7 protein-coding genes are annotated in these 6615 nt (G+C 38.7%); 1 reads left to right on the top strand and 6 read right to left on the bottom strand.

Translation table 11 applies throughout. The annotated features are described in order from the left end of the window. Positions 1-228, top strand: a 228-nt coding sequence (locus tag B5F78_RS16850) for a hypothetical protein (protein ID WP_162608524.1), incomplete at its 5' end; no start/stop codon positions are given. A 256-nt stretch (positions 229-484) separates the two neighbouring features. Here B5F78_RS16850 and rplI read toward each other — a convergent pair. The 6 genes from rplI to B5F78_RS10255 form a co-directional block, all read right to left on the bottom strand. Next, positions 485-934 carry a 50S ribosomal protein L9 gene (gene rplI / locus B5F78_RS10280; protein WP_022040811.1) on the bottom strand — a complete coding sequence of 150 codons (450 nt, stop codon included), beginning with the start codon at positions 932-934 and terminating at the stop codon, positions 485-487. A 17-nt stretch (positions 935-951) separates the two neighbouring features. Next, positions 952-1221, bottom strand: a complete 270-nt coding sequence (gene rpsR, locus B5F78_RS10275; protein ID WP_022040810.1) for a 30S ribosomal protein S18 — start codon at positions 1219-1221, stop codon at positions 952-954. A gap of 2 nt (positions 1222-1223) precedes the next feature. Further along, on the bottom strand, positions 1224-1571 hold the full coding sequence (gene rpsF, locus B5F78_RS10270) for a 30S ribosomal protein S6 (RefSeq protein WP_022040809.1): 348 nt from the start codon (positions 1569-1571) through the stop codon (positions 1224-1226). A 186-nt stretch (positions 1572-1757) separates the two neighbouring features. Beyond that, positions 1758-2456 (bottom strand): response regulator transcription factor RprY, encoded by a 699-nt coding sequence (gene rprY / locus B5F78_RS10265; RefSeq protein ID WP_022039812.1) that lies wholly within the window; start codon positions 2454-2456, stop codon positions 1758-1760. A 1-nt stretch (position 2457) separates the two neighbouring features. Beyond that, entirely contained in the window at positions 2458-4017 is a 1560-nt protein-coding gene (locus B5F78_RS10260; RefSeq protein ID WP_087213062.1) for a sensor histidine kinase, read from the bottom strand. Positions 4018-4279: 262 nt separating this feature from the next. After that, positions 4280-6439: an elongation factor G gene (locus tag B5F78_RS10255; RefSeq protein ID WP_087213064.1), complete on the bottom strand. Its 2160-nt coding sequence runs from the start codon at positions 6437-6439 to the stop codon at positions 4280-4282. Between the last annotated feature and the right edge of the window lie 176 nt (positions 6440-6615).

Below are 6615 nucleotides of genomic sequence, written 5' to 3'. Positions count from 1 at the left end.
GACGAAGAACAGGAGCGAAAAGGACCAAAAAATCGCCCAAAGCACACACGAAAACAGATACATCAAGCCAAGAAAAACTTTTTGGAGAAATTCAAAACAGCTTCTTATACTTCCCACAGTATTACTTTGTGCATTTTGTATATGCCGCGTAGTAGAGACGATGCGCACATCGTCTCTACAGAAACGGTGCGAAATGTGTCAAAGAAAAAAACAAAGCATGTATTCTGATGAACATAAGTGAATTGACCGTTTAATATAAGTAACTCGACCGTTTCACATAAGTAAGTCAGTCCTATCACTTATGTTCACTTGAAAAGGCTTTTGGCCTCCTTCTAACTTCTTTTATCTACTAGCATTTTTGGTAAATTCAAACTTTACCAGACTCAAGACAACTATTCTATTCTGGTTAACCAAATAAGCAAGAAGAGGCTGTCCTAAATTTATTTAAGACAGCCTCTTTATCAAGTAATTACAGATATAACAATTAAGCCTCTTCTGCTACTACCTCAAAAGGAATTTCCACAGAAACTTCCTTATGCAGTTTCACTATAGCTACGTAATGACCGACCTCTTTAACCTGGTCTTTTACTACAATAATCTTACGATCAATATTATGTCCTAACTTGGCCAGTTCATCAGCAATCTGAATGTTACCAACAGAACCGTAAATAACACCTGTTGCACTTACCTTAGTCGGGATTGTCAATGAAACACCTTTCAATGATTCAGCAACAGCTTCCGCATCTTTCTTGATCTTTTCCAATTTATGAGCACGCTGTTTCAACTCTTCAGCCAACATTTTCTTTGCAGACGGTGAAGCGATAACAGCTTTGCCGGTCGGAATAAGATAGTTACGGCCATAACCAGACTTCACGGTTACAATATCATTCTTGTAGCCCAAGTTAGCTACGTCTTCTTTCAAAATTATTTCCATACTTATTCCTCCTTATATTATTTCATCAAGTCAGTTACAAAAGGCAGCAATGCCAAATGACGGGCTCTCTTTACAGCCTGTGCGATACGGCGCTGATATTTCAAAGAAGTTCCGGTAATACGACGCGGAAGAATTTTACCCTGTTCGTTCAAGAATTTCTTCAAGAATTCAGGATCTTTATAGTCAATATACTTAATGCCACTCTTTTTGAAACGACAATATTTCTTTTTCTTTACATCTACTGAGGGCGGAGTTAAATATCTGATTTCTGATTGTTGCTGTGCCATAATTAATTTTCCTCCTTTTTAGTTGATTTTAAACTTCTTCTTTTTGCAGCATATTCTGCAGCATACTTATCCATTCTGAAAGTCAAGAAACGGATTACTCGCTCATCACGGCGATAATTAACTTCCAATTTCGCAATGACCGAAGGATCAGCCTTAAACTCGATAAGCTGGTAAAAGCCCGTAGATTTCTTCTGAATGGGATAAGCCAGTTTCTTCAATCCCCAGTTTTCCTCATTGATAATCTCAGCACCTTCCTGAGTCAGGATAGCCTTGAACTTGTCTACCGCTTCCTTCATCTGTGCATCAGACAAAACGGGAGTCAAAATGAAAACGGTTTCGTATTGATTCATACTATTCGTTAATTAAATTAATTAATACTATTTTTTATTTGCGGCGCAAAGTTACGACTTTTTCTCTAATTCACAAACATTTGTACACTTTTTTATGTATAAAATACGGATTGACATAGAATTGCATCCAAAGACACATACACCCTATGCCAATCCGCGTCCCAAGAACCTTGTCAATAAAGGAAATCAATCCTGTTCGGGAGTAATGAGCTTATATCCCTTTCCGTGAATATTAATAATTTCTATCGAATCATCTTCTTTCAAATGCTTACGCAACTTGGTGATATACACATCCATACTGCGAGCATTGAAATAATTGTCATCAATCCAAATGGTTTTCAAGGCAAAATCACGCTGAAGAATTTCGTTGGCATGTGCGCATAACAGTCCTAACAATTCCGATTCCTTTGTAGTAAGCTTGGTCTGCTTATCGCCTATAGACAGTATCTGTTTTTGAGTATCAAAAGTAAAACGGCCTATCTTGTACATATTGCTTTCTTTGTTACGTTTACCACGCACACGACGCAAGATGGCTTCGATACGGAACGTCAATTCCTCCATACTGAACGGTTTTGTAATATAGTCATCGGCACCAATCTTAAAACCTTCCAGAATATCTTCTTTCAAAGTCTTTGCTGTAAGGAAGATAATAGGAATTTCCGCATTTGCCTGCCGGATTTCCTGAGCTAGCGTAAAGCCGTCCTTCTTCGGCATCATAACATCCAATACACACAAATCATACTTATTCTTCAAGAAAGCTTTATAACCGGCTTCACCATCCGGAAATAATTCGGCAGAATATCCTTTAGCCTGTAAATATTCTCTTAACAACATGCCAAGATTCTCATCATCTTCGCACAACAAAATACGTAATTTCTCGTCCATTTTATTCATCTTTAAATAAAGGTAATACAATAATAAATTTAGTACCCACATTCAGTTCACTTTCGGCACGAATCGTACCTTTGTGATCTGTAATGATCTTTTTCACATAGGCCAAGCCCAAACCAAAGCCCTTCACATCATGCAAATTGCCGGTATGAACCCGGTAGAACTTCTCAAATATTTTTTTCAGGTTTTCCTTCTTTATGCCAATGCCATTATCTTCAATAGATATATGAAGCTTACCAGACTCATTCCACGTACGGACTTTCAGATGGATATTGACATCCGGTTTCTTATACTTTAACGCATTGTCAAGCAAGTTAAAAATCACATTCGTAAAATGCATCTCGTCTACATAGATAAACGGATCATCTGCATCCAAAGCAACATCCAACGCGCCGTTACAATTCTCCACTTTCAACCGGAAAGTATTCGTAACATTGTATATCAATTCATTGGCATCCACTTCTTTCTTCTTTAATGTTGCTTTCTGACGCTCGAACATAGACATCTGCAACACCTTTTCCACCTGAAAACGCAAACGCTTTGTCTCATCATTGATAACTCCCGATATGTGTTTAAACATTGCAGGAGATTTACCTACCGCCGGATCATTCAACATTTGCGCAGCCAAAGAAATAGTCGAAATCGGAGTTTTGAACTCATGCGTCATGTTATTAATAAAATCGTTTTTGATTTCGGTAAGTTTCTTTTGACGGAAAATAATGTATATGGTAAATATAAATGTCACCAGCAATACCAGCGTAAATATGATAGAAGGTATCATAAACCGCACCGAACTGAAAATGTAATTATCCATTGTCGGGAAAAATACATTTACAAATCCCATCTTAGCAGGTGGATCTTTTTCAAAAAGCAAACGGGAATAGATTTTTTCATTATCATATTCATAATCTGAACACCGGTACACTTCTTTCCCATCCCGATCAGTTACTGTAAAATGATAAGGTATATCTACCCCATTGTTTTTCAGTTCTGAGTTCAAATAATAATCCAGCTGTTTAAAGTTAATCCGTTCCTTCAGCGGCTTGTCACTGGCCGTATATAAAATATTGTAAATCACCTCGTCCAACAATGCACGCTGGTAAACATAACGTTCCTTTAATATTTCCTGCAGGTTTCGAGAAGTCTGCGGAATATTCTTTCCGGTCGAAATAATCACCTTAGGCACACTGGAGGGACGATTAATAATCGTTTTCCATTCAAAACTGGAGAAAGTGCTCCCATCAGGTGAAGTCACCGTATAACGGCGATGTTCTACCACATCCCGGTCACTATCCTTAGCCAATGTCTGTTGACGAAACTGATCGGAAATACGTGCCGCACGTTCTGTTGCAGCCACATCTTTTTCCAAATACTTTTTCGTTTCTACCAATTCCAAATTATGAACTGCCTGAGCAAGGCTTCGTCCTACATTTTCTTCGAACTGCTCCTTACGCATCTTGACCATCTCTTCTATATAGCTTACCTGCAAATACAGCAAACTGAGAAAAGACAATCCCATAACGATTCCTAATATCCAAATAGTTGACTTTTTCATGAGGGCAAAATTAAACCGCTACCTGTTACAATACACCTTGCTTAACATGTTTTAATCCGAGATTCTCTTATATTAACTGAAAATTCCATTTAACATATCAAAACAAGCACTTCAGAAGCAATCAGCACTTACTCAGTTGCAAAATTAATAAAATTTTAAATCAATAACAAATAAATATCCCTAATAGTTTAAGTTTAGTTAAACAAAAAAAGGCCGTATTTTAAGAAATACGACCTTTTAATGTATGAAAACAATAAGCTACTTACATTTCATCCTTTTCCTGTTCTTCGAATTCTTTCATCAATTTCGTCTGAACATCAGTTGGAACCAACTCATAACTTGCAAACTTCATAATGAATGAGGCGCGTCCTCCTGTCAACGAGCTCAATGCAGTAGAATAATTAGACATTTCTTTCAAAGGTACTTTGGCAGCCAGTTTTTCGTAGCCTTTCTCACTACTCATACCCATAATCATGCCCCGACGACCTTGCATATCGCTCATTACATCACCTAACTTATCACTCGGACAGAACACTTCCACATCATAAATAGGCTCCAATATTTTGGGACCTGCATTCTTAAACGCCTCACTGAAAGCATGACGCCCTGCCAGCATAAAAGAAATTTCATTTGAATCGACCGGATGCATTTTACCATCATAAACAATAACCCGCACATCCCGGGCGTATGACCCAGTCAACGGTCCTTGTTCCATACGGCTCATAATACCTTTTAATATAGCAGGCATAAAACGGGCATCAATAGCACCACCTACCACACTATTAATAAATACCAACTTTCCGCCCCATTCCAAATCAATGGTTTCAGTTCCTTTTACTGTAACCTTAAATTCCTGGCCGTTAAACCTATAGACGTCTGGAGCAGGCATTCCTTCATAATAAGGCTCCACAATCAGATGCACTTCACCGAACTGTCCTGCCCCACCCGATTGCTTCTTGTGACGATAATCGGCACGTGCTGCCTTCGTAATAGTCTCCCGATAAGGAATTTTAGCCTCAATAAACTGTACAGGCAATTTTTCATTATTCTCCAAACGCCATTTTAACGTACGCAAATGAAATTCCCCTTGGCCATGAACTAAAATCTGCCTCAATTCTTTCGACTGTTCGATAACCCATGTCGGGTCTTCTTCACGCATACGGTTTAAAATTGACATCATCTTTTCCATATCCGCCTCATTCACCGGTTTAATGGCACGAGTATACTTCGGATTGGGATATTTGATAAAGTTGAAACGATTGTCACAGTCTTTACCATTCAATGTATTTCCGGTCTTTACATCTTTCAGTTTTACCGTACAGCCAATATCACCGGCACGAAGTTCTTCCACTTTTTCACGTATCGAGCCGGCACATACATACAACTGTGCCATACGTTCTTTCGAGCCACGGTCAGCATTAGTCAAGTCATCGCCTTCATGCACCACGCCACTCATTACCTTAAAATATTGCACATCACCAATATGCGGCTCTACAGCCGTCTTGAAAAAATACAATGAAGTAGCGCCATTTGCATCGGGGGGAACAGGCACTCCACGTGTATTATGAACCACCGGCATTTCATCTACAAAAGGAACCACATTGCCTAAAAACTCCATCAAACGACGAACGCCCATATCTTTCCCTGCACAAACACAAAATACAGGGAACATTCCTCGTGCAATCAGCCCTTTACGGATACCTTCACGCATTTCATCCTCGGTAAGGGAATCCGACTCAAAAAATTTCTCCATCAAAGTCTCATCATGTTCAGCCGCAGCTTCTACCAATATTTTATGCCATGCCTGAGCCTTTTCCATTTCTTCAGCAGGAATTTCTTCAATCGTCGGCTCACCGCCTTCCGGTTTCCAAGAATATTTTTTCATTAAAAGTACATCAATCAACGAATTAAAATCGGGACCTGTACTGATAGGATATTGCACTGGTACCACCTTGGAACCATAATTTTCCTTCAATTGCTCCAGCACACGATCAAAATCACATTTTTCACTATCCAACTGATTAACTAAAAATATGACAGGTTTACCCAATTTTTCCGTATAACGGAAATGGTTCTGCGTACCGACCTCTGGTCCACATTGACCATTCAATAACAAAACAGCCGTATCAGTTACATTTAGGGCCGTAATGGCGGCACCAACAAAGTCGTCACTTCCCGGACAATCAATAATATTCAACTTCTTGCCATTCCACTCTACATGATAAACAGTAGAAAAAACAGAATATCCATATTCCTGTTCTACCGGGAAATAGTCACTAACTGTATTTTTAGCAGTAATTCTTCCGCGACGTTTTATAACCCCACTCTCATAGAGCAACGCTTCTGTGAGAGTGGTTTTACCTGATCCATCGTTGCCAAGCAACGCAATGTTTTTAATTTCGTTAGTCTGATATACTTTCATGGTATTCAAGATTTTAATAAACAACAAAAGGATATGCTTTTCATATCTCTTACTTAATGGGGTGCAAATTAGGAATTAATGTCGAGAAATGCAATGTTTTAGCCAGTGTTACTAAACTATGTTTTAAGGCAGATTTTATCTTATGAAATCTCCGTATTCCCTCCAATTGATATACC

Source organism: Bacteroides sp. An279 (assembly GCF_002159615.1).
Classification (GTDB): Bacteria; Bacteroidota; Bacteroidia; order Bacteroidales; family Bacteroidaceae; genus Phocaeicola; species Phocaeicola intestinalis.
This window is presented reverse-complemented; position numbering and strand designations above follow the sequence as displayed.

Excerpts from the sequence above, each read along its gene's own strand:
- rplI (WP_022040811.1), bottom strand. The coding sequence starts at position 934 with ATGGAAATAATTTTGAAAGAAGACGTAGCTAACTTGGGCTACAAGAAT.
- rpsR (WP_022040810.1), bottom strand. The coding sequence starts at position 1,221 with ATGGCACAGCAACAATCAGAAATCAGATATTTAACTCCGCCCTCAGTA.
- rpsF (WP_022040809.1), bottom strand. The coding sequence starts at position 1,571 with ATGAATCAATACGAAACCGTTTTCATTTTGACTCCCGTTTTGTCTGAT.
- rprY (WP_022039812.1), bottom strand. The coding sequence starts at position 2,456 with ATGGACGAGAAATTACGTATTTTGTTGTGCGAAGATGATGAGAATCTT.
- B5F78_RS10260 (WP_087213062.1), bottom strand. The coding sequence starts at position 4,017 with ATGAAAAAGTCAACTATTTGGATATTAGGAATCGTTATGGGATTGTCT.
- B5F78_RS10255 (WP_087213064.1), bottom strand. The coding sequence starts at position 6,439 with ATGAAAGTATATCAGACTAACGAAATTAAAAACATTGCGTTGCTTGGC.